The 26,316-nt window shown below is 66.9% G+C and carries 29 protein-coding genes and 1 pseudogene; 24 read left to right on the top strand and 6 right to left on the bottom strand.

Translation table 11 applies throughout. The features are described 5' to 3' along the window. Window positions 1-62: 62 nt before the first annotated feature. Window positions 63-1,547, bottom strand: a complete 1,485-nt coding sequence (locus ON45_RS08170; protein WP_040493154.1) for an acetyl-CoA acetyltransferase — start codon at window positions 1,545-1,547, stop codon at window positions 63-65. Between the two features lie 92 nt (window positions 1,548-1,639). On the opposite strand from ON45_RS08170, the gene rpiB reads away from it, so the two are divergent. Both rpiB and glyA read left to right on the top strand, forming a co-directional pair. After that, window positions 1,640-2,086 carry a ribose 5-phosphate isomerase B gene (gene rpiB, locus ON45_RS08165; RefSeq protein WP_040493153.1) on the top strand — a complete coding sequence of 149 codons (447 nt, stop codon included), beginning with the start codon at window positions 1,640-1,642 and terminating at the stop codon, window positions 2,084-2,086. A 63-nt stretch (window positions 2,087-2,149) separates the two neighbouring features. After that, window positions 2,150-3,397, top strand: coding sequence for a serine hydroxymethyltransferase (glyA, locus tag ON45_RS08160; RefSeq protein WP_040493152.1), 1,248 nt, complete (start codon window positions 2,150-2,152; stop codon window positions 3,395-3,397). 48 nt (window positions 3,398-3,445) lie between these two features. Here the strand turns inward: glyA and ON45_RS08155 are convergent, their stop codons facing one another. Next, a complete protein-coding gene (locus ON45_RS08155; RefSeq protein ID WP_051062720.1) occupies window positions 3,446-3,892 on the bottom strand; it encodes a MarR family winged helix-turn-helix transcriptional regulator in 447 nt (148 codons plus the stop codon). A 106-nt stretch (window positions 3,893-3,998) separates the two neighbouring features. Here ON45_RS08155 and ON45_RS08150 point away from each other — a divergent pair, with 106 nt between their 5' ends. Further along, entirely contained in the window at window positions 3,999-5,549 is a 1,551-nt protein-coding gene (locus ON45_RS08150) for a DHA2 family efflux MFS transporter permease subunit (RefSeq protein WP_040493151.1), read from the top strand. Between the two features lie 6 nt (window positions 5,550-5,555). Here the strand turns inward: ON45_RS08150 and ON45_RS08145 are convergent, their stop codons facing one another. After that, on the bottom strand, window positions 5,556-7,139 hold the full coding sequence (locus ON45_RS08145) for a hypothetical protein (protein ID WP_148288579.1): 1,584 nt from the start codon (window positions 7,137-7,139) through the stop codon (window positions 5,556-5,558). A 70-nt stretch (window positions 7,140-7,209) separates the two neighbouring features. Between ON45_RS08145 and ON45_RS08135 the strand changes: the two genes are divergently transcribed. From ON45_RS08135 to ON45_RS08075, 14 genes and pseudogenes are all read left to right on the top strand, one after another. Further along, on the top strand, window positions 7,210-8,427 hold the full coding sequence (locus ON45_RS08135; RefSeq protein WP_051062723.1) for a glycosyltransferase family 4 protein: 1,218 nt from the start codon (window positions 7,210-7,212) through the stop codon (window positions 8,425-8,427). 135 nt (window positions 8,428-8,562) lie between these two features. Beyond that, window positions 8,563-8,844 (top strand): AtpZ/AtpI family protein, encoded by a 282-nt coding sequence (locus ON45_RS08130; protein WP_148288578.1) that lies wholly within the window; start codon window positions 8,563-8,565, stop codon window positions 8,842-8,844. Continuing rightward, entirely contained in the window at window positions 8,841-9,293 is a 453-nt protein-coding gene (locus ON45_RS08125) for an ATP synthase subunit I (protein ID WP_241432175.1), read from the top strand. Before ON45_RS08130 ends, ON45_RS08125 begins: the two co-directional genes overlap by 4 nt. 65 nt (window positions 9,294-9,358) lie before the next feature. Beyond that, on the top strand, window positions 9,359-10,138 hold the full coding sequence (gene atpB / locus ON45_RS08120) for a F0F1 ATP synthase subunit A (RefSeq protein WP_040493146.1): 780 nt from the start codon (window positions 9,359-9,361) through the stop codon (window positions 10,136-10,138). An 84-nt stretch (window positions 10,139-10,222) separates the two neighbouring features. After that, the gene (atpE, locus tag ON45_RS23765) at window positions 10,223-10,507 is read left to right on the top strand and encodes an ATP synthase F0 subunit C (RefSeq protein WP_040493145.1); all 285 of its coding nucleotides are present in this window, start codon (window positions 10,223-10,225) and stop codon (window positions 10,505-10,507) included. A 68-nt stretch (window positions 10,508-10,575) separates the two neighbouring features. Further along, on the top strand, window positions 10,576-11,205 hold the full coding sequence (locus ON45_RS08110) for a F0F1 ATP synthase subunit B (protein WP_040493144.1): 630 nt from the start codon (window positions 10,576-10,578) through the stop codon (window positions 11,203-11,205). Further along, a complete protein-coding gene (locus tag ON45_RS21260; RefSeq protein WP_051062719.1) occupies window positions 11,202-11,762 on the top strand; it encodes a F0F1 ATP synthase subunit B in 561 nt (186 codons plus the stop codon). The genes ON45_RS08110 and ON45_RS21260 overlap by 4 nt, the downstream gene beginning before the upstream one ends. After that, on the top strand, window positions 11,759-12,286 hold the full coding sequence (atpH, locus tag ON45_RS08100) for an ATP synthase F1 subunit delta (RefSeq protein WP_051062718.1): 528 nt from the start codon (window positions 11,759-11,761) through the stop codon (window positions 12,284-12,286). The genes ON45_RS21260 and atpH overlap by 4 nt, the downstream gene beginning before the upstream one ends. A gap of 39 nt (window positions 12,287-12,325) precedes the next feature. After that, window positions 12,326-13,918, top strand: a complete 1,593-nt coding sequence (gene atpA, locus ON45_RS08095; protein ID WP_040493143.1) for a F0F1 ATP synthase subunit alpha — start codon at window positions 12,326-12,328, stop codon at window positions 13,916-13,918. A 20-nt stretch (window positions 13,919-13,938) separates the two neighbouring features. After that, window positions 13,939-14,823: pseudogene (locus tag ON45_RS08090) on the top strand (F0F1 ATP synthase subunit gamma); the annotation flags it as partial. A 12-nt stretch (window positions 14,824-14,835) separates the two neighbouring features. Continuing rightward, window positions 14,836-15,180 (top strand): helix-hairpin-helix domain-containing protein, encoded by a 345-nt coding sequence (locus tag ON45_RS24145; protein ID WP_505697846.1) that lies wholly within the window; start codon window positions 14,836-14,838, stop codon window positions 15,178-15,180. A 28-nt stretch (window positions 15,181-15,208) separates the two neighbouring features. Beyond that, window positions 15,209-16,633: a F0F1 ATP synthase subunit beta gene (atpD, locus tag ON45_RS08085; RefSeq protein WP_040493156.1), complete on the top strand. Its 1,425-nt coding sequence runs from the start codon at window positions 15,209-15,211 to the stop codon at window positions 16,631-16,633. A gap of 5 nt (window positions 16,634-16,638) precedes the next feature. Beyond that, window positions 16,639-17,067, top strand: a complete 429-nt coding sequence (gene atpC, locus ON45_RS08080) for an ATP synthase F1 subunit epsilon (RefSeq protein WP_040493142.1) — start codon at window positions 16,639-16,641, stop codon at window positions 17,065-17,067. An 18-nt stretch (window positions 17,068-17,085) separates the two neighbouring features. Then, a complete protein-coding gene (locus ON45_RS08075; protein WP_040493141.1) occupies window positions 17,086-17,382 on the top strand; it encodes a DUF1330 domain-containing protein in 297 nt (98 codons plus the stop codon). Between the two features lie 13 nt (window positions 17,383-17,395). Here ON45_RS08075 and ON45_RS08070 read toward each other — a convergent pair whose 3' ends face one another. Then, on the bottom strand, window positions 17,396-18,088 hold the full coding sequence (locus tag ON45_RS08070) for a winged helix-turn-helix transcriptional regulator (RefSeq protein WP_040493155.1): 693 nt from the start codon (window positions 18,086-18,088) through the stop codon (window positions 17,396-17,398). Window positions 18,089-18,173: 85 nt separating this feature from the next. On the opposite strand from ON45_RS08070, the gene ON45_RS08065 reads away from it, so the two are divergent. After that, window positions 18,174-19,004, top strand: a complete 831-nt coding sequence (locus ON45_RS08065) for a class I SAM-dependent methyltransferase (RefSeq protein WP_040493140.1) — start codon at window positions 18,174-18,176, stop codon at window positions 19,002-19,004. Window positions 19,005-19,012: 8 nt separating this feature from the next. Here ON45_RS08065 and glpX read toward each other — a convergent pair whose 3' ends face one another. Next, the gene (gene glpX, locus ON45_RS08060) at window positions 19,013-20,008 is read right to left on the bottom strand and encodes a class II fructose-bisphosphatase (RefSeq protein ID WP_040493139.1); all 996 of its coding nucleotides are present in this window, start codon (window positions 20,006-20,008) and stop codon (window positions 19,013-19,015) included. A 67-nt stretch (window positions 20,009-20,075) separates the two neighbouring features. Further along, a complete protein-coding gene (locus tag ON45_RS08055) occupies window positions 20,076-21,095 on the bottom strand; it encodes a 1-aminocyclopropane-1-carboxylate deaminase (protein WP_040493138.1) in 1,020 nt (339 codons plus the stop codon). 77 nt (window positions 21,096-21,172) lie between these two features. On the opposite strand from ON45_RS08055, the gene ON45_RS08050 reads away from it, so the two are divergent. The 6 genes from ON45_RS08050 to ON45_RS08025 all read left to right on the top strand — a co-directional run. Next, a complete protein-coding gene (locus tag ON45_RS08050) occupies window positions 21,173-22,963 on the top strand; it encodes a S9 family peptidase (protein ID WP_148288577.1) in 1,791 nt (596 codons plus the stop codon). A 27-nt stretch (window positions 22,964-22,990) separates the two neighbouring features. Beyond that, window positions 22,991-23,809, top strand: a complete 819-nt coding sequence (locus ON45_RS08045) for a hypothetical protein (protein ID WP_040493136.1) — start codon at window positions 22,991-22,993, stop codon at window positions 23,807-23,809. Window positions 23,810-23,828: 19 nt separating this feature from the next. Further along, entirely contained in the window at window positions 23,829-24,518 is a 690-nt protein-coding gene (locus ON45_RS08040; protein ID WP_040493135.1) for a J domain-containing protein, read from the top strand. Continuing rightward, window positions 24,518-25,090: an alpha/beta hydrolase family protein gene (locus ON45_RS08035; RefSeq protein WP_040493134.1), complete on the top strand. Its 573-nt coding sequence runs from the start codon at window positions 24,518-24,520 to the stop codon at window positions 25,088-25,090. Before ON45_RS08040 ends, ON45_RS08035 begins: the two co-directional genes overlap by 1 nt. Before the next feature lie 81 nt (window positions 25,091-25,171). Then, entirely contained in the window at window positions 25,172-25,954 is a 783-nt protein-coding gene (locus tag ON45_RS08030; protein ID WP_040493133.1) for a hypothetical protein, read from the top strand. A gap of 122 nt (window positions 25,955-26,076) precedes the next feature. Then, window positions 26,077-26,316: hypothetical protein (locus ON45_RS08025; protein WP_040493132.1), on the top strand; the 240-nt coding region annotated here is incomplete at its 3' end.

Below are 26,316 nucleotides of genomic sequence, written 5' to 3'. Positions count from 1 at the left end.
GCGCTCCGTGCGCGAACTGTTCACGAGAACGGAATGATCGGAATGTTCGTGGGGGTCGCGCGTCAGACGGTGAGGGTGCTGTCGGCGTCGAGCCGAACGGCGGTCCCGACCCATTCGCCCTCGCACAGTGCGGCGGCGAGTTGCGGATCGGTCGACGTGCCCCAGGCGCGGCGCCCGTCGTCACGCAGACACGCCGCGTACGCCGTTTCCGGCGATCCCGAGCGGGAGAACATGACGGAGTACGCCTCGATCGTCGCAGATCCCACGGCATCGGCCCCGGAGGCGAGGTCGCGCTTCGGGAGCGCATCGATCTCGTCCTGCGGATACTGGTAGCGGAATCCGTCTGCGGGGGGAGTCGCCGAGTACACCCCGAACGAGTGCTTGGTCGCATAGCCACCGTTCGCCCAGACGAGGCCGCGGGCATCCTCCTGCTCACGCAGTTCGCCGACCATCGTCGCGATGGCGTGCATCGGGTAGTTGTTCCACGGTCCGCCGCAGAACGGCAGGCCCCCGGTCCGTGACCACTGCCGTTCCGTCAGGTCGATGCCGAGCGACTGCGCTCCGAGTTGCACCGCAGCCGGGAAGCATGAGTACAGGTCGATCAGCTCGACCTCGTCGATCGACGTATCTGCGAGTTCCAGTGCCCGTCTGCCTCCGAGCTCGATCGCCGGCGTGCGCGCGAACGTGTCGCGGTTCGACACGAAGTTGTGCTCGTGGCAGTCGGTGCCGGCGTGGGGGAACACCCATTTGCTCTCGTCGATGCCCATCCGCCGTGCGGCCTCCACCGAGCACATGATCAGGGCGGCACCCATGTCGACGTCACTGTTCGAGTTCATCAACTTCGGGTACGGGAAGCCGATCATCCGGTTGGACGAGCTGACCGTCGTGATCTCCTCGGGCGACTTCGGGTCGCGGATCCAGGCGTCGGGATTCCCCGCGGCGACATGGCTGAGGTCGGACCACAACCGGCCGAGGTGGGCCTGGTGCTCCTCCACCGTTCGTCCCGCAGCGGCGCGCAGTGCCGTCTCGAACATCGGATAGACCTGGATCGGCATGACGATGCCGAGGTCGCGCTCGACCGGGTGATTCATGTCGAGTTCCGCGCCGAGTCGAATCGGTTGATCATCGTCGTCGGCCTTCGGCCACGGCAGTCGCACGTTCTCCTTGCGGGCGCGCATGAAGGTGCGGAAGGCCTCGGCGCCGGCGAGCACGGCGACATCGATCGTGCCGTCGCCGATGTCGAGGGCGGTGCGGTTGACCAACGACTGTGGACTGTTGCCGCCGTTGGTGGTCTGGGCGAGTTCGGCGCCATCGATCCCGAGCCGTTCGGCGAGGAAACGCGGCGCGTTGCGATAACGCCAGCCGATGATGCTGACGACTCGGACCGAATCGGCGGTGGGAGGGCCGTCGAGCCCGGCATCGGCGCTGGCGTTCAGCACGGCGCGTTCCATCAGGGCGGCGGGTTCGAGGGCATCGTCGAGGGAGTCGGCACGGTGGTTGTACTGGCCGACACCGACGATCACGGGGGTGCGTGGATCGAGCGTCACGGTCCGAGCGTACGGACAGCGGGCGAGCGGCCACGATTCCTGTCGGAACGGAACGCGCTCCGACGTGGCTCGTTCCCTACACTCGATCGGCGATGGCACGAATCGCAATCGGCTCCGACCACGCGGGGTTCGATCTCAAGGCCCACCTCGTCTCGTTCCTCGCCGATCTGGGCCACAAGGTCGATGATCAGGGGACCGATTCGACCGAGTCCGTCGACTACCCGGCGATCTGCGCAGGTGTCGGTCGCACCGTGGTCGCCGGTGAAGCCGACTTCGGCATCGTGATCGGTGGGAGTGGCCAGGGCGAGCAGCTCGCGGCGAACAAGGTGCGCGGCGTTCGTGCCGCTCTCTGCAACTGCCTCTACACCGCCCGGATGGCGCGTGAGCACAACGACGCGAACGTGTTGTCGATGGGCGGCCGCGTCGTCGGCATCGGGCTCGCCGAGGAGATCGTCACCACGTTCGCCACCACCGAGTTCGAAGGCGGCCGCCACCAGCGCCGCGTCGATCAGATCACCGCCCTCGAGAACGAATTCTGAGCCCAACCGCAGATGTGGCAACTGGGGCCTGACCCCGGTTGCCACGTGAGACAAGGAACCACGATGCCCTTCCCCAGTACCAACGATCCCGACACCGAGGTCGAAGCGCTCATCGAGCGTGAGGTCGAGCGCCAGACGACCGGCCTGCAGTTGATCGCGAGCGAGAACTTCACCTCTCCCGCGGTCATGGCGGCGACCGGCTCGGTCCTCACCAACAAGTACTCCGAGGGATACCCCGGCAAGCGGTACTACGGCGGCAACGCGATCGTCGACTCGATCGAGCAACTCGCGATCGACCGGGCGAAGGCGCTCTTCGGTGCCGAACACGCCAACGTCCAACCCCACTCCGGCGCCAACGCGAACATGTGCGTGTACCAGGCGCTGCTCGAGCCGGGCGACAAGATCCTCGGGCTCAGCCTCGACCACGGTGGCCACCTCACGCACGGTTCGCCGGTCAACGCGAGCGGACTGCTCTACGATTTCGTCGCCTACGGCACCGGCGCCGAGGACCGCATCGACATGGAGCAGGTGCACGATCTCGCGGTCGAGCACCGCCCGAAGCTGATCGTCGTGGGCACGACGTCGTACCCCCGCCGGCTCGATCCGGAACCGTTCAAGGCGATCGCCGACGAGGTCGGGGCACTGCTGATGTTCGACATCGCCCACCTTGCCGGACTCGTCGCCGGTGGCGCCCACCCGAACCCGGTGCCGTTCGCCGACGTCGTCACGCTCACGACCCACAAGTCGCTGCGTGGCCCGCGTGGCGGATGCATCCTCTCCACCGCCGAGCACGCCAAGGCGATCGACAAGGCGGTGTTCCCCGGCTGGCAGGGCGGGCCGCTCGAACACGTCATCGCCGGAAAGGCGATCGCGTTCCGCGAGGCGGCCGATCCGTCGTTCCGCGACTACGCAGAGCAGGTCGTCACGAACGCTTCCGCACTCGCGGACGCGCTCGTCCAGGAAGGGTTCCGGCTCGTGTCGGGCGGCACCGACAATCACCTGATGGTCGTCGACCTCACGCCGTTCGACGCCGAACTGACCGGCAAGGTCGCTCAGGCCACTCTCGACGAAGCGGGAATCACGCTCAACAAGAACACGATCCCCGACGACCCGCGCAGCCCGTTCGTCACGAGCGGCCTGCGCATCGGCACGCCGTCGGTGACGACGCAGGGCATGACCTCTGACGAGATGCCGATCATCGCCAACCTGATCGCCCGCGCACTCCGCGAGGTCGACAACCCCGAGGCGCTCGCATCGATCAAGGGCGAGGTCGCGGCGCTCTGCGCCAAGTTCCCCGCCTATCCCGCGTGACCCGCCCCTGACTCTCTTTCCACTGACCCTGACGTCGTACCGCGGGGATCAGGCGTCGTTCGGGATGTTCTCGATGAATCGCTCGAGCAGAACGGCCAGTTGCTCGCGTTCTGCTTCGCCGTGGCCGGCGAGGACGTCCTCGAACCATGATCGACGGGCGGAGTCGAGCTTGCGCCGCGTTGCCCGGCCCATGTCGGAGAGCCGGTGGGCCGTTGCGCGCCCGTCGGTGGGGTCGCACGCGCGCACGACGAGTCCGTCGTCCACCAGCCGCGCCACTTGACGACTCGCCGTCGAGGTGTCGACCCCGGCCGCGCCGGCGAGTTCGGAGAGCCGCGCCGGCTCGAGTTCCTCGACCCGCGCGAGCATGACCGACGCCGCGCGGTCGATGTCGACGCCGGCGGTGCGGTTGATCACCCTGTTGCCGCGGGGGTCGTTGGCGCGGCGCACGAGCGTGATCAGCGCCGCCTCGATCCGGGCAATCGCATCGGCGTCCATCGCGCCGATCTTAGATCGTTTGCTACATTGATTGGTTGTACGAACCAACTATTTCTGAGATGGTTTCCGTCTGATCGGTTGGACACGGACGGAAAGGAGCACACCGATGACCGAACTCGACACCGCCTCGACGTCCGGCGATGACCGCGAGGTGAGCGCCGATGGTGCAGCGGCAGTGAGCGACGGGTCGATCGCCGGAGTGCCCTACCGGTGGGTCGCGATGGGCGTGGTGCTCTTCGGCACCTTCATGGTGGTGCTGGACACCACGGTCGTGAACCTGGGTCTCCCGTCGCTCCAGCGCGACTTCGACACCGTCGAGGGAATCGAGTGGGTGGTCACGGCGTACCTCGCTGCGGTCGGCGTCGCTCAGATGGTCAGCGGTTGGTCGGCCGACCGGTACGGACGCAAGGCGATGTTCATCGGATCGATGGCGTTGTTCACGATCGCGTCGCTCGCGTGCGCCGTGGCACCGACGCTCGAAACCCTCGTTGTGGCGCGGGTCGCTCAAGGGGTCGGCGGCGGCCTGATGATGCCGGTCGCGATGGCGATGATCTACGAGCTCTTCGAACCTCGAGAACGTGGCAGGGCGCTCGGCTACTTCGGGATCGCCGTGATGGCCGCTCCAGCGATCGGGCCGGTCCTCGGAGGGAGTCTCGTGTCGTCGGTCGGCTGGCGCTGGCTGTTCTTGATCAATGTGCCGATCGGCATGATCGGGATCCCCATCGCAATCCGGCTGCTCACCGACACCGGGTTCCGCGAACGTCGTCCGCTCGATCGCGTCGGTCTCGCGCTCAGTGGGTTCGGACTCGCCGTGCTCTTGATCGGCTTCTCGAAGGGCGAGGCGTGGGGCTGGTCGAGTTGGTCGGTCGTCTCGATGCTCGTGGGCGGAGCACTGCTGCTCGCGCTCTTCACGATGCGAACCCTGCGAGTCGACGCGCCGCTCGTGGACATGCGGATCCTGGCCAATCCCGTGTTCGCGATCGGGATGGTCACGATCGCGCTGCTCACGGTCGCGCAGTACACGCGACTGGTGTACATCCCGCTCGAACTCGGCAGTCTCCGCTCGATCTCGGAGTTCCGGATCGGACTGACGATGCTGCCCTCCGCGGTCGGCATCGCGATCACGATGCCGATCGGTGGTCGCCTCACCGACCGGATCGGCGCCCGCATCCCGGTGACGGTGGGTGCGGCGATTCTCGGCGTCTCCTTCGTCGGCCTGGCCGGTTTGAGCAGCAGCACGTCGCTCCCGGTGGTCGCGGCGCTCCTCTTCGTCGGCGGCCTCGGCAGTGGCCTCGCGATGATGGCTCCGAACATCGTGGCCATGAACTCGGTCGAGGGGCGCAAGGTGTCGCAGGCGTCGGCGCTGAGCCAGACGACCCGACAGGTCGCGGCGGCGATCGGGGTGTCGATCATCGCCGCGATCTTCGCCTCGAATCGCCCCGACGCCGCGGTCGGGACGCTGTCGAACTCCGACGGGCTCGCGCCGTACCGCACCGTGTTCCTGGTCGCCGGAGCGTTGCTCGTCGTCGCGATCGTCGTCGCCCAGTTCCTCCCGGGACGGTCGAAAGCGCTCCAGCTCCAGGCGGATCGACAGGCGGAACTCGACTCCGGCGCACTCGCGGGCGACGGCGCGCACCCGACTCCGATCGAACTCTGACGGTTCTCAGGAAGTCGGGCGGGTGATGATCTGGGAGTAGCACATCTCGTCGGCGGTGCCCTCGCTCCACATCACGTAGCGCGGCTCGGCATCGGCGGGGATCTTCGCCCGGTCCCATGAGCACTCGACGCGGATCACGTCGTCGGAGGTGAGCACGATCTCCTCGACGGGTTCGTAGTTGAGTTGCCAGTCGAAGTCCCACCGAGGGATGTCCAGCAGCACCCGCTCGTCGGGCGTGTCCGGGTTCAACGTCATGGTGAACGACGAACCGATCTCGTGCTCGTGGCCCCAGACCGACAGGATCGTCCCCGGCGTCGCACGGTGATCGCACGAGGAGGAAGCGACGCCGTCGGTCATCCCGGCGAAGTCCTCGACCGTCGCGCCACACGATGCCATCAACCCGTCGCCGACGAAACCGGCGAACGGGCCCTGTTCTTCGATGAGCTGCGCGCGTGCCGCTTCCCGGTCGCACAGTGGTCCGGTCTCATCTGTCGAGCACGGGATCTCCGCCGGCCCGAGGTACAGCGTCAGGGTGATCGGATCGAGTTCGCCGGCGGCCGCATCGATCGTTTCCTGATCCGCCAGGTCGACGACGAGACGCGACTCGTCGGGCGGGAGGTCGTTCCATTCCGGCTCGTAGTGGTAGTGGATCTGGACGACGAAGAAGTCGCCGGGTTCGACCGGGATGCCGACCCCGTCGGGAAACACGGTCGCTTGCTGCCCCGGTGCCCAGCTCATCACCTGATCGACCGTGCCGGGGGCTCCGAACCCGGCGAGCCCGGAGCACGACCACCCGATGTCGTCGCTCGCGGCTTCCACGTCCTCGGCCGCTTGGCGCGCCGAGGCGTCGGCGTGGAACAGGAGCGCGTGGTGGACGACCTCGGTCCGGTCGGGCTCGAACCCGAACGCCTCGACGTAGCCCGACTCGGTGAGTTGCGGGTCGTAGATCTGACACCGGTAGTCGTCCTCATCGTTCTCGACGTCTCCCTTGTAGGGGAGGCCGGTGAGCGTGAGGTCCCCATCGAGAGTGGGAAGTGGCGTTGCCGTCGCGACGATCGGAGTCGCGGGGTCGACATCGAGGATCCCGCCCGCATCCGCCCAGCTGACCATCGTCTGTCGGTCGGTGTCGGCCAGACGCCGGTCGCCGTGGAACTCGACGTCGCCATCGGCGGCCGGCCAGGGAGGCATGTATCCCACGTCGACCACGGCGCCGATGTACTCCGCATCGAACCCGGTTGCGTCGCCGGCCGTCTCCAGGCGGAGGTGGGCAGCGCCGGGACCGTTCTGGGTGTGGCACGCCGCACAGTTGTCCTCGATGATCGGCATCACGTCGTTCGCGAAGGAGAGGCCGGCCGGCCCAACCGATGTCGGCGCGACCGTCGTGGACGCCTCGGTCGATGGTGCAGGGGTCGAGTCGACAGAGACGGTCGGCTCGGTGGACGCGTCGCTCGCAGCGTCGTCGGTCGTGTCGGCGTTCGCCGCGCACGCCGCGAGAACCGCCGCGAGCGCGAGGCCCGCTGCCGTGGTGGCGATCGATCGGCGGCGACCACTGCCCGATGTCGTCTCGGTGCTCAGGGAACGATCGGACACGGGGGGAGCGTAGGCGATCCCCTGTCCGTGCCGCCGCTGCGTCCGGCGGATTGGCGTAATGTGTCGGTTCGTGCCCGAGGTGACCTCCTACCTGCTCGTCGGAGCGGTCGCCGCCGTCGTCACCTTCGTCTTCACGCCGATCGTCGCCCGGCTCGCGTACCGGTTCGGCTGGGTGTATCCGCCCAACGAGCGGACCGTGCACACCGAGCCGCTGCCCGACGTCGGCGGGCTCGCCATGTTCATCGGTTTCGTCGTCGCTCTCGGAGTCGCGTGGCAACTCGACGCGTTCGATCCGCTGTTCACCTCGAACTCCGAGCCGCTCGGCGTGCTGATCGCGGCGGTCATCATCTTCGGGACCGGCTTCCTCGACGACGTGCGCGAGTTGAGCGCGCCGGCGAAGGTGTTCGGAACCGTGCTCGCGGGCCTCGCGCTCGTGTACTTCGGTGTCGTGATGGACTCGTTCCGTCTCCCGTGGCTCGGCGAGACGATCCTCTCCGACGATCTCAAGCCACTCGTCACGGTTCTGTGGCTGGTCGGGATGAGCCAGGCGATCAACCTCATCGACGGCCTCGACGGTCTCGCCGCCGGCGTGGTCGCGATCGGAGCGTTCGCCTTCTTCCTCTACAGCCAGGAACTGACCGTTCGTGAGCTGATCCTGCCGAGCAACGTCGGCCCGCTCTTCGCGATCCTCGCGGTCGGGGTGTGCGTCGGGTTCCTGCCGCACAACTTCAACCCGGCGCGGATCATGATGGGCGACGGGGGAGCGTTGCTGCTCGGGTTGCTCCTCGCGGTGTCGACCAGCGTCGTCGGTGGGCGCGCCGACTCGTTCGAGACCGAGTTCGTCGGCACGACGTACTTCCTGCTCGCACCGATCGCGATCCCACTCCTCATCCTCGGCGTGCCGATCCTCGACACGACGTTCGCGATCATCCGTCGGGCCACGAACCGTTCGTCGTTGGCGACCGCCGACAAGGGCCACCTCCATCACCGCCTGATCAACCTCGGTCACGGGCACCGACGCAGCGTGCTCATCCTGTGGGCGTGGACCGCGTTGCTCTCGGGTTTCGTGCTGTATCCGATCCTCACCGATCAGAACCCCGAGTACCTCCCGTTCGGGATCGGGGCCATCGCGATCCTGCTGTTCACGTTGCTGCATCCGAGCGTGCGCGAGCAGCGTCGCCTGAACAACACGCCGCCCGAGGGAATCGACCGGCCGGCCGGGTCGTATGACGATGTTGCGCCGGTCGACGACGCCCAGCCGAGCCTCTTCGAATCCACACGCGATTGACACGTTGATTCGGGTTGCCGGAGCGCAGCTGCCGCACTAGGTTGTGCATGCATTCACAAGCGCCGCCCTTCCGTGTGCGCAGTGATCACCCACGGATCAATGAAGCTCCTCCCCCGCCCGCCCAAGAACGTCCGCGTGAACTCGCAGGACCCGCTCGGCCACGGCATGGACGCCGTGATCATGCTGATGCTGTTCGTCGGCGCCGGCTACGGACTCGATCGACTCTTCGGGACGCTTCCTCTCTTCATGATCGGGCTGACCGTGTTCGGCTCGGTCGGCATCTTCGCCCGGTTCTACTACCAGTACGCCGCGAAGATGGATCAGCACGACGAAGAACGCCGCGCCAAGCTCGCCGGACCGGCGGGCACCGTCATCGCCCGCGGATCGGTCGCCGACACGAACAGCGAGGCCGCGTGACCGTGACCGAGCGCCAGGTGGATCCGATGACCACCCGTTTCGACGGTCCGGCCCCGGAGGTCGGGATCTCGAACGACATGATCAAGCGCGGCCTGATCGTGGCTCCGCTCCTGATCGCGGTGTGCGCAGTGATCTGGGGCGCCGACGGCGCCTGGTCGAGCGCCTACGGCATCGCGATCGTGCTCGCGAACTTCGCGCTGGCCGCCGGACTGATCGCCGGTGCCGCCCGCATCTCGATCGGCCTGATGATGGCCGCCACACTTTTCGGCTACCTGATCCGCCTCGGACTGATCTTCCTCGCGGTGTTTCTCGTCAAGGACGCCTCGTGGATTTCGCTTCCGGCACTCGGATCGACCATCATCGTGACGCACCTCGGGCTGCTGTTCTGGGAGATGAAGTTCGTCGCCCTCTCACTTGCCCACCCTGGCCTGAAACCTGATCGTGCGTGACCGTGCTCGAGACATCTGCACATCACCACCCGACTCAACCCACCAACGACTGAAACGGAACTTTCGTGCTCGCTGAACGAGGACTCGTCTTCCCGCCTATCAACGAACTGCTGCGTTGGCAGGACATCTTCCCGTCCTTCAACAAGATCGCGCTGATCGCCGTGCTGGCCACGCTGATCAGCATCGGACTGTTCCTGCTCGCCAGCCGCAAGGACCCATCGGTCGCTCCGACCGGCAGCCGGAATCTCGCCGAGCAGACGATCGAGTTCGTCGAAGAGGGCATCGTGATGCAGACGCTCGGCAAGGAGGGTCTGAAGTGGACCCCGTTCCTGCTGAGCCTGTTCCTGTTCATCTTCCTCTGCAACATTCCCGGGATCCTGCCGTTCTTCCAGATGCCGGCGACCGCACGCATCGCGATTCCGCTCGCGCTGTCGCTGCTCGTCTGGGTGATCTACATCGGCGTCGGTCTCAAGCACCAGGGTGGGGCCTACTTCGGTCACCTGCTCTGGCCGCCCGGGGTTCCCACGGCGCTGAAGCCACTCGTCGGAGCGATCGAGTTCATCTCGACGATCATCGTCACGCCGTTCAGCCTCACCGTCCGACTCATGGCGAACATGCTCGCCGGGCACATCCTGCTCGTCACCTTCGCCCTGCTGACCGCGGCGCTCGCCACCGCCGAGACCGCGCAGATCATGCTCGTCCCGGCGAGCATCCTGCCGTTCGCCATGCTCGTCTTCCTGACGGCGTTCGAGATCCTCGTCGCCTTCCTGCAGGCCTACATCTTCGCCATCCTGGCTGCGGTCTACATCAGCAACTCGACCGCCGGTCACGCCGAAGAACACTGATCACCACGCCATTCGCCAGACGAATCGCAACACCTTTCCCAACGATCTCCCACTACACAGAAACCAATTAGGAGAAGCACCCCAATGGAAGCTTTCAGCGCACTGGTCGCCGCCGCCGATGAGGCCGGAGTCGATCCCGCAGATGCCAAGAACACCGCAGCTGCCGCGTCAGCCGGTTACGCCTACGGCCTCGCCGCCATCGGCCCTGGCATCGGCATCGGTTACCTCGTCGGCAAGTCCGTCGAGGCCATGGCCCGTCAGCCCGAAGCGGCCGGCATGGTGCGGACCACCATGTTCCTCGGTATCGCGTTCACCGAGGCGCTCGCCCTCATCGGCTTCGTGGTCTTCATTCTTCTCAAGTTCGCCTGATCGGCGTTCGCTGGTCCCGAACCAGTCATGAGTCCCATCCGTAATTGCAATCCAGGAATGGAGTTGACGTGCTGACAGCCGTCGTCACAACTTCACACTCCGGCGGTCCTCTGCAGGTCAACCTGCTCGAGGCCGAGACGTGTGAACGCACCGATCTGAACGGCGAGGAATTCCCCGTCGGTTCAGAGGAGTGCCCCGAACTCAACCCGATCGCGCCCGAAGCCAAGGAGATGATCTGGGGATTCGGCGCCTTCATGGTGCTGCTCGTCGTTCTGTACTTCTGGCTCTTCCCGAAGGTGCGCAAGGGGATGCAGGCTCGGTACGACTCGATCCAGAGTGACAAGGAGAGCGCTGACACGCTCACCGCCGCCGCTCGGGCCGATGTCGCCGAGTACGAGGCACGCCTCACCTCGGTTCGGGCCGAAGCCCAGCAGAAGGTCGACGCCGCTCGTGCGACACTCGAGTCGGAGCGCAGCGAGCAGATCGCCGCCGCGAACGCTCGGATCGCCGAGAAGCGTGCCGCTGCGACCGCCGAGGTCGACGCAGCTCGCCAAGCGGCGATGGCCGATGTCGAGTCGGCGGTCACCGACGTCGTGTCCCGGGCAACCGAGATCGCGACCGGCAAGGCCCCGAACCCGGCGACGGTCCAGGCCGCCGTCAGTTCGGCGATGGGTACGACCACGGGAGCGTCGTCATGAACCTGTTCTCCACGATCCTCGCGGCCGATTCGGTCCCGAACGACGGAGTCGGCTCCACCTCGCTGAGCCCGTACTTCGCTCCGATCGAAGAAGTGATCATCGGTGGCCTCGCCACCCTGATCGTCTTCGTCGGCCTCTGGAAGTTCGCCTGGCCCTCCATCGCCGCGGCGATGAAGGGGCGGACCGAGAAGATCCAGAACGAACTCGACAGTTCTGCCGCTGCTCGTGCCCAGGCCGAGAAGGACGCCGCCGAGATCCGCACCTCGCTCGGTGACGTCGACGGCGAGCGCACCCGCCTGTTCGCCGAGGCCGACGCCCAAGCTGCTTCCCTCCTCGAAGACGGACGGGTTCGACTGACCCAAGAGGTCGAGGAACTCGAAGCCAAAGCCGACGCCGACATCGCTGCCGCTGCCGGCCGCGGAGCCGACGATCTGCGTGCCGACATCGCCCGGTACTCCAACCAGGCGATCGAGTCCAGCGTCACCAGCTCGCTCGACGATGCGACACAGCAGGAACTGATCGAGGGCTTCATCTCCCGAGTAGGAGCATCTTCATGAGCGACGCACGGATCCAGGGTTACGCACGGGCACTGTTCGAGATCGCCCGTGCCGACGGAACCCTCGACGAGGTCGAGGACGAGCTCTTCCGCTTCGCTCGCTCCTACGAGAGCAGCGAGGAGCTGCGGACCACGCTGTCCGACGACCAGATCCCGGCCGAGAAGCGCCAGGCGATCATCGAAGACCTCCTCGGTGGCAAGGCGACGTCCACGACGACACAGCTCGTGTCGATGGTGGTCGGATCCGGCAAGGCCCGTGACCTGCCCGCCATCGTCGACGTGCTCGTCCACCGGGCGAGCAACGCCAAGCAGCTCGACGTCGCCGAAGTGCGCACCGCGGTGCCACTCTCCGGTGACCAGCAGGATCGGCTGAAGGCCGCCCTCGAGAACGCAACCGGCAAGACCCTCAACCTGAAGGCGATCGTGGATCCCTCCGTCGTGGGTGGCGTGGTCGCCACCGTGGGCGACGATGTGATCGACGATTCCGTCCGCACCCGTATCGATCAACTGAAGTCACGGCTGTGACGCAAACAACCCACTCGACGACCGTCAGGGACAAGAATTATGGCTGAACTCACCATCTCCGCCGCCGACATCGCGTCGGCGCTCAAGAAGAACCTCGACGGTTTCGCCCCGTCGGTCGAGGCTCGCACCGTCGGCCGCGTCGCCGAAGTCGGTGACGGCATCGCCCGAGTGTCGGGTCTGCCCGGCGCGGCCGTGAACGAACTCCTCGAGTTCGAGGACGGTTCGGTCGGCCTCGCACTGAACCTGGACGAGGATTCGATCGGCGCCGTCGTCCTCGGTGACGTCGACAACATCGAAGAGGGCCAGACCGTCAAGTCGACCGGCGGCATCCTCTCGATGCCGGTCGGTGACGCAATGCTCGGTCGTGTCGTCAACGCACTCGGCCAGCCCGTCGACGGAGCCGGCGAAATCGTCGGAGCCACCCAGCGCCGCATGGAGATCCAGGCGCCGGGCATCCTCGGTCGCAAGCCGGTTCACGAGCCGCTCCAGACCGGGATCAAGGCGATCGACGCCATGACCCCGATCGGACGTGGCCAGCGCGAGCTGATCATCGGTGACCGCAAGACCGGCAAGACCGCCGTCGCGATCGACACGATCCTCAACCAGAAGGGTCTCGGCGTGAAGTGCATCTACGTCGCGATCGGCCAGAAGGGATCGACCGTCGCCCAGACCGTCGCCACCCTCCGCGAGGCCGGTGCGATGGAGTACACCGTCGTCGTCACCGCCCCGGCCGCCGACTCGGCGCCGTTCAAGTACCTCGCCCCCTACGCCGGTTGCGCGATCGGGCAGCACTGGATGGACAACGGCGAGCACGCCCTCGTGGTGTACGACGACCTGTCCAAGCAGGCCGACGCCTACCGACAGCTGTCGCTGCTCCTCCGCCGCCCGCCGGGCCGCGAGGCATACCCGGGCGACGTGTTCTACTTGCACTCCCGCCTGCTCGAGCGCGCCGCCAAGCTCTCCGACGAGAACGGCGCCGGCTCGCTGACCGCACTCCCGATCATCGAGACCAAGGCCGGCGACGTGTCGGCCTTCATCCCGACGAACGTGATCTCGATCACCGACGGCCAGGTCTTCCTCCAGGACGCGCTCTTCAAGTCGGGTGTGCGCCCGGCGGTCGACGTGGGCATCTCGGTGTCCCGTGTCGGTGGCGACGCGCAGATCAAGTCGATGAAGAAGGTCGCCGGCACCCTGAAGCTCGACCTCGCACAGTTCCGCGAGCTCGAGGCATTCGCCACGTTCGGTTCCGAACTCGACGCCATCTCCGCAGCTCAGCTCGCCCGTGGCTACCGCCTCGTCGAGTTGCTCAAGCAGCCGCTCAACTCGCCGATGCCGGTCGAGGAACAGGTCGTGTCGATCTTCGCCGGAACCAACGGCTACCTCGACGACCTGCCGACCGACGACGTCGTCCGCTTCGAGTCCGAACTGCTCGAGCACATGCGCTCGACGCACGCCGGACTGCTCCACGAGCTGCGCACGACGGGTCTGCCGGACGAGCTCGGCGATGCGATCGAACAGTTCAAGGCAGGGTTCAAGATCACCGACGCCGACGGCAATCGTGTCGACCCGTCGTCGGTCGACGCCGACGAGATGGGCGACGCCGAGTCGGCCAAGACCCTCGCAACCGAGTGATCAGGGAGTACTGATTTCTTATGGCCGGAGGCCAAGAGCGAATTCTGCGGGGCCGCATCAAGGCGATGCAGTCCACCAAGAAGATCACGCGCGCGATGGAACTCATCGCGGGTTCGCGCATCGTCAAGGCGCAGCAACGCGTCCAGGCGGCCGTGCCGTACTCCGAGCAGATCACCGAGGTCGTCAAGGACCTCGCCGCTGCCGGTGGCACGTCGGATTCGCCGTTGCTCGCCGGTCGCGATGAGATCAAGAAGACCTGCTACGTCGTGATGTCCGCCGACCGCGGTCTGTGCGGCGGGTACAACGCCGGCGTGCAGCGCGCGACCGAGGGCGAGGTCAAGGCCGACGTTCAGGCCGGCAAGGACTACACGATCATCCCGGTCGGCAAGAAGGCGCTCGGCTACTTCCGTTTCCGCGGCTACCAGCTGGGTCAGTCGTTCATGGGCTTCACGGATCAGCCGTCGTACGACGACGCACGCCGGATCGGCGAGCACGTGGTCGACCTGTTCACCTCCGGCGAAGTCGACAAGGTCGAACTCGTCTACACCCGCTTCATCAGCGCCGGCAGCCAGGAAGTCGTGCTCCGACCGCTCGTACCGCTCGGCAGCGACTCGGTCGCCGGCGGCGACGGACGGGACACGGCCGGTGGCGGCGCGGACTTCGAGTTCGAACCCGACCCGCTCACGATCCTCGACAGCCTGCTCCCGCGCTACGTCGAAGCACGCATCTACGCCGCACTGCTCAACGCCGCGGCGTCCGAGCACGCATTCCGTCAGCGGGCGATGAAGTCGGCCACCGACAACGCCCAGGAACTGATCACGAACCTCAGCATCGTCATGAACCGTGCTCGCCAGGCGTCGATCACGGCCGAGATCATGGAGATCGTCGGCGGCGCCGCAGCGCTCGAGGGCGACGACATGGACGTCGGCTACATCGACCTCGATGACGGTGACGACGTGGTCGAGATGGCTGCGATGGCAACGCGTCCGAACGATTCGGGGTCCACCGCGGCCGCGGAGTCCGGTTCGGTGGCCACGCTCGAGCGCGACGAACTGACGCGCATCGACGGCATCGGCGACAACGCTGCCGCGGTCCTCGCCGAGCGCAACGTCGCCACGTTCAAGGACATCGCCACGCTGAGCGGTGACGACGTGACTCGCATCAACCAGGCCGTCGGCTCCGACGACCGCATCCAGCGCGAAGACTGGCAGGGACAAGCCCGCCGGCTCCACAACGCGAAGTACCCCGACGACCAGATCTGACCCGATTCAGGAGAACATCGAAATGACCATGACAGAAAATGCACTCCAGGACGGTCGCGTCGTCGGCATCGCCGGCCCCGTGATCGACGTCGAATTCCCCCGTGACGCGCTCCCCGAGATCAACTCCGCGCTGGAGTTCGACGTCACGCTCGAAGGCGAGACCATCACCGTTCTCGCCGAGGTGGCGCAGCAGCTCGGCGGCGGACGCGTCCGCGCCGTCTGCATGAAGCCGACCGACGGTCTGGTCCGTGGCGCTCCGGTGCGCAACACCGGTCACGGCATCCAGGTTCCCGTGGGCGACAAGGTCCTCGGCAACGTCTGGAACGTGTGGGGAGAGGCCCTCGACACGCAGCCGGAAGGAATCGACGAGATCGAACGGTGGGACATCCACCGCGACGCGCCGACCTTCGACGCACTCGAGCCGTCGGCTCGCATGTTCGAGACCGGGATCAAAGTCGTCGACCTCCTCACCCCGTACGTGGCCGGCGGCAAGATCGGCCTGTTCGGCGGTGCCGGCGTCGGCAAGACCGTGCTCATCACCGAGATGATCAACCGTGTCGCCTCGCAGCACGGTGGTGTGTCGGTGTTCGCCGGTGTCGGCGAGCGCACCCGTGAAGGCACCGACCTCCGCCTCGAGATGCAGGAGTCGGGCGTGTACGAGAAGGCCGCCCTGGTCTTCGGTCAGATGGACGAGCCGCCGGGCGTGCGCCTGCGTGTCGCGCTGTCGGCGCTGACGATGGCGGAATACTTCCGTGACGTCGCGAACCAGGACGTGCTCCTGTTCGTCGACAACATCTTCCGCTTCGTGCAGGCCGGCTCCGAAGTCTCCACGCTGCTCGGCCGCATGCCGTCAGCGGTGGGCTACCAGCCGACGCTGGCCGACGAGATGGGTCAGCTCCAGGAGCGGATCACCTCGACCAAGGGGCGCTCGATCACCTCGCTGCAGGCCGTGTACGTGCCTGCCGACGACTACACCGACCCGGCGCCGTTCACGACCTTCACCCACTTGGACGCCACCACGGAGCTCAGCCGCCAGGTTGCGGCCCTCGGCATCTACCCGGCGGTCGACCCGTTGGCGTCGACGTCGACGATCCTCAGCCCCGAGGTCGTCGGCGACCACCACTACGGTGTCGCCCGGCGCGTGCAGGAGACCCTCCAGCGCTACAAGGAACTGCAGGACATCATCGCGATCCTCGGACTCGACGAACTGTCCGAAGAGGACCGCCTCACGGTGTCTCGTGCCCGCAAGGTCGAGCGTTTCCTGTCCCAGCCCTTCTTCGTCGCCAAGACCTTCACCGGCCTCGACGGCGAGTACGTGCCGGTGGCCGAGACGGTCGAGTCGTTCGAGGCACTCATCAACGGTGATCTCGACGATCTGCCCGAGCAGGCGTTCCTCAACGTCGGCAACATCGACCAGGTGCAGGCGAAGGCCAAGTCCCTCGCCGAGAGCTGACCACGATGGCCGAACCAATGCAGATCGACCTGGTGTCGCCGGAGGAGGTCGTCTTCTCCGGTGAGGCGAACATGGTCATCACGCGGACCGATGGTGGCGGCGAGATCGCCTTCCAGTCCGGTCATGCGCCGTTCGTCGGCGCACTCGTCGAGAACCACACGCGGATCTATTTGACCGACGGCAAGATCCAGGACATCGCCGTCCACCGCGGCTTCATCGAGGTCAGCGGCGGTTCGCCGACGCGGATCTCGCTGCTGTCCGACAAGGCCGAACTGGCCGAGGACATCGACGTCGAGCAGGCCAAGGCCGACCTCGAACGCCACGAGTTGACGCTGAAGACCGAGGAAGTCGAGGCGAACATCGCCGACGCGGTCGCCGGCAAGGCTCGCGCCATCGCGCGTTTGAAGGCGACCGGTACCGGATTCACGGCCTGATTCTGCAAGGGTGAGCCGATGAGTGCTTACCTGATCGTGAACTACGACGTCGACGACGCAGACCTGTACGGCGAATACCAGGCTGGGGCCATGGGCGCCTTGCGAATCGGAAGCGAGTGCGAGGTCGTCGTCTTCGACCCGGAGTCGGAGCAGATCGAGGGCGACAGCACCGGCAAGCAGACCGTCGTGCTCAAGTTCGAGTCCGCCGAGAAGGCCAAGGAGATCTACGAGTCGGGCGAGTACCAGGAGGTCGTCGGCAAGCGCCACGCCTCCACGTCGAAGCACTTCGCCGTCCTCGTCAACGGCCTCGCCTGAACGTCGACGGGGGTCAGACCCCCGTCGATCCATCAGCGGTGCGTGGTGCGATCGGCGCGTGGAGGTTCCAGGTGGCGATCGATCGAGCGAGGTCGCCACGGCCGGTCACGGTGATGCGGCCGCTCCGCAGCGCGTCCGGCCAGGACAACGCACCCCGGTGCCAGTCGACGAACGCCTTCGACTCGGCCTCGACGAGGAGCTCGGGGTCACCACCGGGATCGGTCGCGCACGCCTCGGCGTCGCCGTGCTCGACGAGCAGCCAGTACGAGCGGTTGCCCGCAGCCTCGTCGGGAAAGCTGAAGGCGACGACGATCCTCCCGGCCGGGAGTTTCGATCGGTCGAGTTGGGCCTGACACCATGCCCACAGCGCAAAACCCGGATCCGCGTGTGCGCTCGTCACCTCGACCCATCGCCCGCCCCAGTCGCTGAGCGCGTCGATCACACCGGCGAGGTCGGCGCCGGCATCGGTGAGGTGGTAGATCGAACCTCGGCCGTCGCCCTTGGGCTCGGACGCGATGACTCCGGCGTGCTTGAGTTGGGTGAGTCGCTTCACGAGCATCGAGCGGGACATCGTGGGGACACCGCGGGCGAGCTCGTTGAAGGTGTCGGCACCCAGCATCAGGTTGCGGACGACCAGCGGCGTCCACCGTTCGGCCATGATCTCCGACGCCAGAGCGACCGGGCAGTATTGGCGATACGAACCCACGCATCGATGTTCGCGCACGGCTGCGAACACATCGAGTGCGAAAACAGCACTACCGCTCCGTGAGCGGAACGCGCACACTGAGATCATGTCCGAGGAAAGGAACCGACCCGCAACCGATGCCGACCGGGGGCAGGTGAACACCGCCGCGGCCGAGGTGTACGAATCGTTCTTCGTCCCCGCGTTGTTCGGCCAGTTCGCCGAGGCGGTCCTCGACCACGCGGACGTCGTCGCCGGAGCTCGCGTGCTCGACGTCGGCTGTGGAACCGGCGTCGTGGCTCGAGCGGCGGCCGCCCGCGTCGGTGCCGGGGAACGTGTCGTGGGCGTCGATCCGAATCCCGGGATGCTCGCCGTCGCCGAACGGTCGGCGCCGTCGATCGAGTGGCGTGCCGGCACCTCCGAGGCGCTGCCCGTCGAGGACCGTTGCTTCGATCACACGGTCAGCCAGTTCGCCGCGATGTTCTTCACCGACCGCCGGGAGGCGATGAACGAGATGGCACGCGCCACGGCGATCGGAGGCACGATCACGATCGCGACATGGTTCGGCCTCGATCGGACGCCCGGCTACGCCGCGATGGTTGCCCTGATCGCCGAGGAACTCGGCAACGAGGCTGCGGACGCTCTGCGTGCACCCTTCGTGCTCGGCCGTCCCGAGGACGTCAGGGGTCTGGTGGACCCGATCGGCCACGACGTACGTCTCACCGAGTCATCCGGGACTGCTCGTTTCGCCTCCCTCGCGGACTGGGTGCACACCGACGTGCAAGGGTGGACGCTGGCCGACCTCGTCGACGACGAGCAGGAAGTGGCTCTGATCGCCCGTGCCGAACAGGACCTCGCCCGGTTCGTTTCGGCGGACGGTTCCGTGTCGTTTCCTGCGCCGGCGATCATCGCCACGGTGGTCGTCGACCGCCCGGACTGACTCGATGGTCAGTAGTCGATCGACGAGAACTCGCGGAGTTTCGAGACCTGGTGGTAGGCGTCGACGAAGCGCACGGTTCCGCTGCGAGAACGCATCACCAGGCTCTGGGTGCGGGCGCCGCGGGAGTCGAAGCGGACGCCGCGGAGCAGCGCCCCGTCGGTCAGACCCGTTGCCGCGAAGAAGGCGTTGTCGCTCGTGATCAGGTCGTCCTGGGTCATCACCCGATCGAGATCGAATCCGGCTTCCAGCATCGCGGAGCGCTCGTCGTCGCTCTGCGGGGCGAAGCGCGCCTGCATCTCTCCGCCCATCGCCTTGAGAGCGGCGGCGGAGATGACGCCTTCGGGTGTGCCGCCGATTCCGAAGAGCACGTCGGCACCGGCATCGGGCCAGCACGTGGCGACCGAGCCGTAGACGTCACCGTCGGTGATCAGCCGAATCCGGCAGCCGGCGGCCCGTACCTCTGCGATCAAGTCGGCGTGGCGCGGACGATCGAGGATCACCGCCGTGAGGTCCTGGACGTCCTCCCGCTTCGACTTGGCGATCCACCGAAGGTTCTGCGAGGGGCTGGCCGTGATGTCGATCGAGCCGACCGAGGCGGGCCCGACCGCGATCTTCTCCATGTAGTACGACGGTCCCGGGTCGAGCATCGAACCGCGGTCGGCGACGGCGATCACCGACAGTGCATTGGTCTTGCCGTGGGCGGTGAGGGTGGTGCCGTCGATCGGGTCGACCGCCACATCGACGAACGGTTCGGACCCGTCGCCGACCTCCTCGCCGTTGAACAGCATCGGGGCGTCGTCCTTCTCGCCCTCTCCGATGATCACCGTTCCGGTCATCTGCACCGTCGACAGCGACAGCCGCATCGCCTCGACTGCGGCGCCGTCGGCCTGCTCCTTCTCACCGCGACCGACCCATCGTGACGCGGCGAGGCATGCGGACTCGGTCGCCCGAACGAGCTCCATCGCAAGGTTCCGGTCGGGGCGTTCACGTGACGTCTCGGTCATGGCCCCGACGGTACTGCGCGCAGCCTCCGCGACCCATTCCCGTCGGCGCTCGTTCCCGACCGGTGGATCACCCGAGACCCGGCGCCCCGGCGTACGCGGGGAGGCAGGGTTGACCACCGAGGTGGCAGTAGATCACCGTCGACCCGGCGGGGATCTCCCCGGTGCGGATCATGCCGATCATCCCGGCCATCGATTTCCCTTCGTAGACCGGGTCGGTGAGCATTCCCTCGGTTCGCGCGGCGAGGTGGATCGCGTCGATGGTCTGTTGGTCGGGGACGCCGTATGCAGGGCCTTCGTAGCCGGACACGATGTGGATCTCGTCGTTGCGCAGGTCGCGGCCGAGGTCGATCTTGTCGGCGGTGTTCGTGGCGATGCGCGTGACCTGGTCGACTGTCTTGTCGAGCGTTGCGGACGCGTCGATGCCGATGATCCGGCGATCGTCGCGGTCCTCGAGCGCGAAACCGGCGATCATTCCCGCGTGGCTCGATCCGGTGACGGTGCAGACCACGACATGATCGAAGAACATGTCGATCTCGCACTCCTGGGTCGCGAGTTCGACCGCCCAGTTCGCGAACCCGAGCCCGCCGAGCGGATGGTCCGAGGCGCCCGCGGGAATCGGGTAGGGCTTGCCTCCCGCGGCCTCGACCGAAGCGAGTGCGTCCTTCCAGCTGTCGCGGATGCCGATGTCGAATCCGGCCGGATCGATCCGGATGTCGCCGCCCATGATGCGGGTGAGCTGGATGTTGCCCACCTTGTCGTAGTTCATGTCCGGCCAGTCGACCCACCCCTCCTGCACGGTGACGCACCCGAGGCCGAGATGCCGTGCGACCCCGGTGACCTGGCGGGTGTGGTTCGACTGGATCCCACCGATCGACACGAGCGTGTCGCATCCTTGCGCGAGGGCGTCGGCGACGAGGTATTCGAGTTTGCGCACCTTGTTGCCGCCGAACGCGATCCCCGAGTTGCAGTCCTCGCGCTTGGCCCAGATGTCGACCTCGCCTCCCAGCGCCTCGGACAGCCGGGGCAGCCGATGGATCGGTGAGGGTCCGAACAGGAGAGGATGGCGAGGGAAGTCAGCGAGTTGCATCCCTCGAGCTTGGTCGATCGGCCGGCCCGACGCGACACGAATCCTTCAGATGTGCAGACCGTTTGTACGCTCGCCGCGTGGACCCTGTGCCGTTGTCGTTGGTCAGCGCGGGACGAAGTCTGACCGAACCGAGGCTGACGCCCGGCGGGACGGCGGTGGGATTCGTCCAACGCTGGCGCGGTGGTTCGTCGATCAACGCCGTGCCGATCACCGGCGACAGCCTGGAAACACAGCTCACGTTCGGACCCGACCCGGCACCGGGTCGCGGCTTCGGCGGCGGATGCTTCATCTGGCTCGGCCCGAGCGGCGGCGGAGAACGCGACTTCGTGTACGTGGCCGTCGACGGAGAGCTCTGGCGACAGCGGGGACTCGACCTCCGTCGACTCACCCACCACGAGCGGTCGGCGCGGGCTCCTGCCGTGGCCAACGTCGATCCGGCCGGGGTGGTCTACGTGCTCGACGAGGCGGAGGTCTGGTGGAACGACCTCGCATCGGGTGACGGCCGTCGGCTGGATGACGGACGACACGAGTTCTGCTTCGATCCCGCGCTCTCGCCCGACGGGCAGACGGTGTCGTGGGTGGGTTGGAGTCCGCCGAACATGGCGTGGGACGCGGCGGTCCGGGTCGACCTCGTGTTGTCGACCGGCGAGATCACCGAGTGGAGCGAGGCCGATGGGGCTTTCCAGCAACCGCGGTTCACCCCGTCCGGGGAGCCGGCGCACGTCCACGACGGGTCGGGATGGCTGAATCTGCACGTCGCGCAGGATGCGGTCGTGGTCGATCGGTACGAACATGCCGGGCCCACGTGGGGGATGGGGAACCGATCGTTCGCGTTCAGCCCGGACGGCTCGCGCGTGGCGTTCACCCGCAACGAATGCGGTCACGGCGCGCTGTACGTCGTCGACCGAACGACCCGCGAGGTCGAGCAGCTCGGGCGCGGAGTCCACGGCCAGCTGTCGTGGGTCGACGACCATCTCGTGGCACTGCGATCCGGCGCCCGCACGCCGACCCAGATCGTGGCCTACGAGATGTCCTCCCGTGCTCGTCGGACGCTGGCGCTGTCGGTGCCCGACGTGTGGCCTCGCGACGAACTGCCCGAGCCCGATCTGGTGAGCGTGCGGTCCCGGGACGACGCGTTCGAACTGCAGGCGCGCCGTTTCGTCGCAGGACACGGTCGAATGCTCGTCTGGGTCCACGGAGGTCCGACCGACCAGTGGCAGGTGGAGTGGCGCCCGCGGATCGTCTATTGGTGGAGTCGCGGCTGGGACGTCCTCGTCGTCGATCCGAGGGGCACGACCGGGCACGGCCGCGCCTACCAACAGGCGCTGCACGCGAGCTGGGGTCGCGCCGATGTCGACGACACGGCCGATCTGATCGAACACGCCTACGACGCAGGTTGGTCCGGACCTCACTCGACGATCGTGATCGGCGGATCGTCCGGAGGCCTCACCGCCCTCGGCGTCCTTGCCGATCACCCCGATCTCGTCGCCGGTGGAGTGACGTCGTACCCCGTGAGCGACCTGCGCGCGCTCACCGAGGTGACTCACCGCTTCGAAGCGCACTACACCGACACGCTCGTTGCACCGAACGACGGTTCTGCCGCATCCACAGAGGCGTTCCGCGCGCTGTCGCCGATCCACCGGGCCGACCGGATCACCGAGCCGCTGCTCCTGATGCACGGCTCCGACGACCCCGTCGTGCCCATCGAGCAGAGCGAGCGGCTGGTCGCCGCGATCGAAGCAGGCGGAGGCGACGTCGACTTCGTCGTGTACGAGGGGGAAGGCCACGGCTTCCGCCGGCCCGACACCATCGCCGACGAGTACGCACGTACCGAGGCCTTCCTGAATCGTCTCGTCGCCCCCGAGTGAACCGGTCCGGCAGGTAGCGTTCGAGCCGTGGCTTTCGTGAACAAGCAGGGCGGCGAGCAGGCGCAGGACACCGCCGCCTCCGGCCAGCCCATCGACTTCGATCCCAACGACGACACGATCGTGAAGGTCCACTACGACCTCGCCGCGTGGTCGTTCGACCACCGCGCCGAGCTCGCAGAGGCGCTGGCAGATGGTGGTGTACCGCACTACTGGGACGGCGACGAGCTGGTCGTGCCCGAGGTGGTCGAGGAAGCGGCTGACGCGATGTTCGAGCAGCTCGAAGAGCAACTGGGACCGTTTCCGGTCACGCTGGTCCTCGATGAGGAGTCGGTCGAGTACGGGCTCGACGAGTGGAGCGAATCCGATCGCCGGGCGCTGACCGAGGCGCTGGTCGACGCCGAGATTCCCCATCGATGGGAGGGCGCGGTCATCAATGTCGCGGCCGACGCCGAGGACGACGTCGATTCGCTGCTCGACGCCATCGAAGCGGGCGAACTCGGTGTCGTCGATGACGACGGGTCGAACGATCCGCCCGACGGCGTCCTCGGCGACATCTTCCTGGTTGCCGACAAGCTCGCCAAGGAACCGTTCGACGCGAAGGCCCGACGGAAGGTCATCGACATCGACGGCTTGATCCATCCGAAGCACCCGCCGTACCAGCTGAACCCGCGCGTGTGGACACAGGCGGTCAGCGGGGTTGCGGCGATCGTCGACCGGATCGTGGCCGACGCCGATGGCAACGACGTCGGGGACGAGGAAGTCGGCGACGACGGACACCTCCAGGAATCGTCCGACGTGATCGGACTCGCGCAGGCGCTCCGCTCGACCGTGCGTGACTACGTCTGACACCCCGAGGGATTCCCGCGTGCTGCTTGCCGAGCTCGAGATCTTCCACAGCCGTCCGGCGCAGCCGACCCGGCGGATCTCCCTCGGACACATGGTGCTTCCGGTCGATCCCGCTCCCGGGTTCGGTGGACTGCTCCTTGGAGCGATCGTGGCGCAACACCTCGGCGGCGTCGACGGCGATCACGTTCCCGACATCCATCGGCTGATCAACGAGGTCGAGGACGGCAAGCGCATCGTCCAGCCGCGACTTCGCCACCGATTCCAGCTCGATCGCCACGGCCTGGGGAGCAGCACGCATCGATTGGTCGGCGACGGTGACGACATCTCGTTCGACTTCGCCACGACCGGCACCGACCTGGCCCAGGTACTCGGGGCGATCTACGCCGTCGAGCGGCTCGCCCTCGATCACCGGCGCCTGATCACGCCGGTGTTGCAGAAGGCAGCGCGCTGGCGAGGCCCGGTCGGCCCGTCGATGATCGCGTATCTTGCCGGATCACAGACGACCACGCTCGAGGCGTTGGCCGACCCGCGCGGGTGGGCCATGGTGCTGCTCGGCTTCGAGATCGACGGTTCGAAGCCGTCGAAGCGCGAGGTGACGAAGGCGTTCCGTTCCAAGCTGCGCGGCGTGCATCCTGATCATGGTGGCGTCGAGGTCGACGCCGCGAAGGCGATGTCCGACCTCGCCGAGGCACGAAGAATCCTGTCCTGATGGCCAAGCCCACGTTGGTGTTGTATCCAGGAGCCGGAACCGGATGCGACCACTCGAGCCTCGTCGCGACCGAGGCGCTGCTCGGGTCGTCCGCGTACGTGGAGCGACGCGACTTCCCCTATCGCAAGCAGGGCCGACGGGCGCCCGATCGAGCACCGAAGTTGATGGCGTCGGTGCGTGACGACCTGCGGGAATTCTCGCGCCGCCGTGGCGCCGTCGTCATGGGCGGCCGATCGATGGGCGGACGGATGACGACGATGGTCGCCGCCGACGTCGACGAGCAGGGTCCGGTCGCTCGGCTCGCCGGTCTGGTGCTGATCTGCTATCCGCTGCACCCGCCGGGCAAGCCCGAACGCCTCCGAGTCGAACACCTGCCGGACATCGCCGTGCCGTGTCTGTTCATCTCCGGCACCCGCGATCCGTTCGGGACGCCCGACGAACTCGAGCAGTGGACGGCCACGATCCCGGCTCCGGTCGAGCACCACTGGATCGATGGCGGCCGCCACGACCTCAAGGGCAAGGACGACGAGATCGCCGAGCGGATCGCCGAGTTCGTCGCGCAGGTCGCCTGACCGCACACGGAGGCTCGGTCCCTTCGAAGGTCCTTCGAACTCCCCACTGCCCGATTTACCCGCCGGAACGACGCTCCGGGGATGATCAGCACCACGGACTGGCCGCCCGAAGCGGCAACCTCTGAATTCGCGACCGAGGAATCACGCCGAGCGCGCGTGCTCCCGCCGGGGTTGCTGGCGATCCTCGCGCCGATGTATCTCTTCCTGATCGCCGGGTGGTTCCGGGCGGGGGTCGAGAAGGTGATCGATCCGTCCTGGTGGACAGGTGAGTACCTGCTGGACTTCCTCGGCGAACAGCGCGGTGACATGTTGCCGTTCTTCGTGCCGTTCGCCGACTCGGTGCTCGAGCCGCTCGCTCCCGTGGTGGCCTGGTTCGTCGTGTGGACGCAGCTGATGATCGCGGTGTGCCTGGTCACGAACCGCCACGTCAGGCTCGCGCTGTGGGCGGGAATCGTGTTGAACCTGTCGTTCACGATGGTGGGTCGCGTGAACCCGTCTGCGTTCTACCTGGTCATGCAGGTCACGCTGTTGTTCGCGCTCAGCCGGCCGGTCGCGCTGCGGATCGCTGCCCGGCGAGCAACGCTGTGGTTGGTCCCGGCGCTGGCGTTCGCACCGTTCGCACGCACGCTCGATCCGCACCTCGTCATCGATGATCCGGCGCTCATGTTGTCGTTCGTGTCGCTCCTCGCTGCCGTGACGACGATCGCTGTCGCAGCCGAGCCGACCGAGTTGGTCGGCCTCGCGGCATCGAGCCGGTTCGGCCGGTCGTTCGCACGTCGTACCGGCATCTCGCCGGCGTCCGTACACCGGTGGCTGCTCGCGGATTCGTCGTCGTCGCCCGAGGCTCGCCCGCCTCGGAGCTGATCCTTCGATCTTCCTTCGAGCCTTCCATCCACCGGCTTACCCGGAACGGCGAGCGTCATGGATGTCGACAACGACACCCACCGAAGCCTCGGTGGAATCCCACCCGAAAGGACCCGAACACCATGAACAAGACCCTCACCCGAGCACTGCTCTCCGCAACCGTCCTCGCCAGCGGCGTCGTCGGCGTCGGAAGCGTCGTGGCACAGGCCAGCGACGGTGGCACCGATGCCACCTCCGCCGTTCTGGTCGACGAGGAGGCGGCCCCGGTCGGTCTCCAGGTCATCGACGATGCGGACGACGCCGGAACCGACGTTGCCGACGACACGGAAGGCGACGAAACGGAAGTCGACGAAACGGAAGTC

It is taken from the genome of Ilumatobacter nonamiensis YM16-303, from assembly GCF_000350145.1.
GTDB lineage: Bacteria > Actinomycetota > Acidimicrobiia > Acidimicrobiales > Ilumatobacteraceae > Ilumatobacter_A > Ilumatobacter_A nonamiensis.
The sequence above is the reverse complement of the archived record's forward strand: the minus strand, read 5'-3'. Positions and strand labels throughout refer to the sequence as shown.